Raw genomic sequence first — 2,801 nt, 5'->3', positions numbered from 1 at the left:
CAGCGCCGCAAGGTGTAAGAGTTCGAGTCTCTTCGCCCCCACCATATAAAGCAGTGTGCATAAGCAGACTGTGAAGACCTTGAAAAGGTCAATAAAAAACCCATCATGTATATGATGGGTTTTTTGTTTTTTAAGTGTTTAAAATTTATCATTTCATCACTTATAGCTAAAACCAATAATTCATATAAGAAATTACGTGAATATTCAAATTTATTTAAAATTCAATATGTTATTTTTTAAATTATTTTTTCTGCTCTAAGCACTGCAAATGCTGAAAATGCACCATTCAAGATTTATTTCACGGTTAAAGTTTTATCTATAAAACACAAATCGACCGAATAAAAACTGAGATCATTCTTATTTTAAATATTTATTAAATAATTCATGTATGCATTTTTTGCATAAATAATCTGTTTTTTGCATTTTTCTTTTAAAACAAAACCAGTAAAACTTGCCCAAAATATGGTGGAATCGAATATTTCGTAATCAGCTGCATCGTTGCTTGCGAGTTTGATCAACATGGAAGATCGCATCGGATTAGGTTTGTCTAGCTTAATAATCGAAGCGAACTGCTTGTGAAAAGGAAATAGATATGAATCAGAAAAAATTGCTCAAATATATTTTGATTGCAATGATCCTAGGTGTTCTTGTTGGATGGGCTTGTCACAGTGCATTTGATGCAGCGCTCACAGAAAAAATCGCCTCCTACTTTAAAATTTTGACCGATGTCTTTTTGCGTTTAATTAAGATGATTATTGGTCCGCTGGTATTTGCAACCATTGTTTCTGGTTTAATCTCAATGGGCAAATCGTCTTCATTGGGATCGGTTACATTAAAAGCAATGAGCTGGTTTATTGGTGCATCATTGGTATCATTGTTGCTGGGTATGGGATTGGCAAACTTTTTCCAACCAGGTGCAGGCATGAACTTGGCAATTCCTGTTGAGCATGTGGATATCGGTGTTTCAGCTTCAAATTTAAGCTTACAAAATTTTATTACACATATTTTCCCTCGTAGTTTTGCAGAGGCGATGGCGAACAATGAAATTTTACAAATCTTAGTATTCTCAATTTTCTTTGGTGCAGCCTTGGCTTATGTCAATCATCAAAGTGAAGAGGGCACAGTAATTGCTCGCCTGATCGATGAACTCGCACGTATCATGTTTAAAATCACGGACTACGTGATGGCATTTGCACCTGTTGCAGTATTTGCTGCAATTGCTGCTGCGATTGCAGTGAAAGGTCCAAAGCTACTGATTGACTACAGTATCTTTATTGGGCAGTTCTATACAGGTTTAGCACTTCTTTGGGCGGCTTTAATTGCGGTAGGTTATATTTTCTTGAAAAAAGATGTATTTCGCCTGCTTGGATTTATGAAAGAACCAGCTGCACTTGCATTTGCAACATCAAGCAGTGAATCTGCATACCCAAAAATTATTGCAGGTTTAAATAAGTTTGGTGTACCAAAGCGTATTTCAAGCTTCGTATTACCACTCGGTTATTCGTTTAACCTTGATGGCTCGATGATGTATATGTCATTTGCAGTATTGTTTATTGCTCAGGCCTACAACATCGATTTGAGCTTTACACAGCAAGTGCTGATCTTGTTAACCTTGATGATTACGAGTAAAGGAATTGCGGGTGTATCACGTGCTTCTATCGTGGTGATTGCAGCAACCCTGTCTATGTTTAAGCTGCCTGAAGCTGGTATCTTGCTCATCCTTGCAATTGATCAGTTCTTGGATATGGGTCGCTCTGCAACGAACGTGATAGGTAATAGTATTGCAACTGCGGTGGTAGCAAAGTCTGAAGCTCATGATGAAGAAGATCTGGTTGAAGCACAACCTCAGCGAGCTGATGTGGTTACACCGACTCAGTCGAGCGGTCAGTTCAGCTAATCTTTCAGTCGTGTTAAAAAGCCTACATGATCTGTAGGCTTTTTTATTTATAGTGATGCTTGGTCATGATTTTGGCATGGCATGCCATCTGTTTTTAAGTTATTGTGCTTCGGTGAATATGATCTAAATGTTGTAGAGGTAAATATCTAGATGAATCAGTCATCTCCCCCAAAAAAGAAAGTACCTTGGTTGTTGATGGCGCTGGGGCTTTTGATTCCAATTGGTGTTCTGGGTTTGGCATTCTTGGCGGCAAAAAGTGATGCTGAGAATCATCGCAAGTATCAACAGCAAAAAGAAGAAATTGCGAAACGACATGCCCAAAACAAAGCAGAATAAACTATTCTGATTCTAGCTCGCATTTAAAGCTGAATGTCTTTATGAAGCTGGCGCACCGACGGAATTTGAGTGTAACGCAGCACGCGATAGCCGGCTTCTTGGAGCATTTGATCTCGAAATTTATCTTCTTGTTGTTTGCTAAGGTGGCTCGGATCATCGAGTTCAATAATAACTACAACGTCTAATTTCTGATTCAAAATAACAAAATCTGTCACCTTTCGATTAAAGCGCCCTCGAATTTTGTACTGATCACTAGTAATGAGGGCACTAAATGCAACTTGAGCCAATACATTTAAATCTGGAAAAGCGGCTTTGAGCTGCTTAAACATCTTGGCTTCAAAAGGTGTAATGACAGGGCGCGGGTGATATTGTTTTCGTAATTTTAGATAAGGCCTAACGCAAATAAACAAGAGTGTAAGGCTTGAAAGAATACCTACAGTAACAAAGAAAACCTGAAAAAAATCAAACACACTTTTACTTCGCTTAAAAAGAAAACCCACTCAAAAGAGTGGGTTTTCAGAATCTTGGCTCTCCCACCTGGGCTCGAACCAGGGACCTGCGGATTAAC

At 38.4% G+C, this 2,801-nt stretch carries 3 protein-coding genes; 2 read left to right on the top strand and 1 reads right to left on the bottom strand.

Annotation, left to right across the window (positions count from 1 at the left end; all coding sequences use genetic code 11):
• The first annotated feature begins 592 nt into the window (after window positions 1-592).
• The gene (locus ADA42_RS02030) at window positions 593-1,897 is read left to right on the top strand and encodes a dicarboxylate/amino acid:cation symporter (protein WP_048763334.1); all 1,305 of its coding nucleotides are present in this window, start codon (window positions 593-595) and stop codon (window positions 1,895-1,897) included.
• Between the two features lie 150 nt (window positions 1,898-2,047).
• On the top strand, window positions 2,048-2,233 hold the full coding sequence (locus ADA42_RS02025) for a hypothetical protein (RefSeq protein WP_004936698.1): 186 nt from the start codon (window positions 2,048-2,050) through the stop codon (window positions 2,231-2,233).
• A 23-nt stretch (window positions 2,234-2,256) separates the two neighbouring features.
• Here ADA42_RS02025 and ADA42_RS02020 read toward each other — a convergent pair whose 3' ends face one another.
• Window positions 2,257-2,703 carry a DUF2726 domain-containing protein gene (locus tag ADA42_RS02020; RefSeq protein WP_048763336.1) on the bottom strand — a complete coding sequence of 149 codons (447 nt, stop codon included), beginning with the start codon at window positions 2,701-2,703 and terminating at the stop codon, window positions 2,257-2,259.
• Window positions 2,704-2,801: the final 98 nt, after the last annotated feature.

It is taken from the genome of Acinetobacter sp. 243_ASPC (assembly GCF_001054715.1).
GTDB lineage: Bacteria > Pseudomonadota > Gammaproteobacteria > Pseudomonadales > Moraxellaceae > Acinetobacter > Acinetobacter soli.
The sequence above is the reverse complement of the archived record's forward strand: the minus strand, read 5'-3'. Positions and strand labels throughout refer to the sequence as shown.

What these genes read in the sequence shown, in the direction of transcription:
- ADA42_RS02025 (WP_004936698.1), top strand. Translation starts at nt 2,048, where the DNA reads ATGAATCAGTCATCTCCCCCAAAAAAGAAAGTACCTTGGTTGTTGATG.
- ADA42_RS02030 (WP_048763334.1), top strand. Translation starts at nt 593, where the DNA reads ATGAATCAGAAAAAATTGCTCAAATATATTTTGATTGCAATGATCCTA.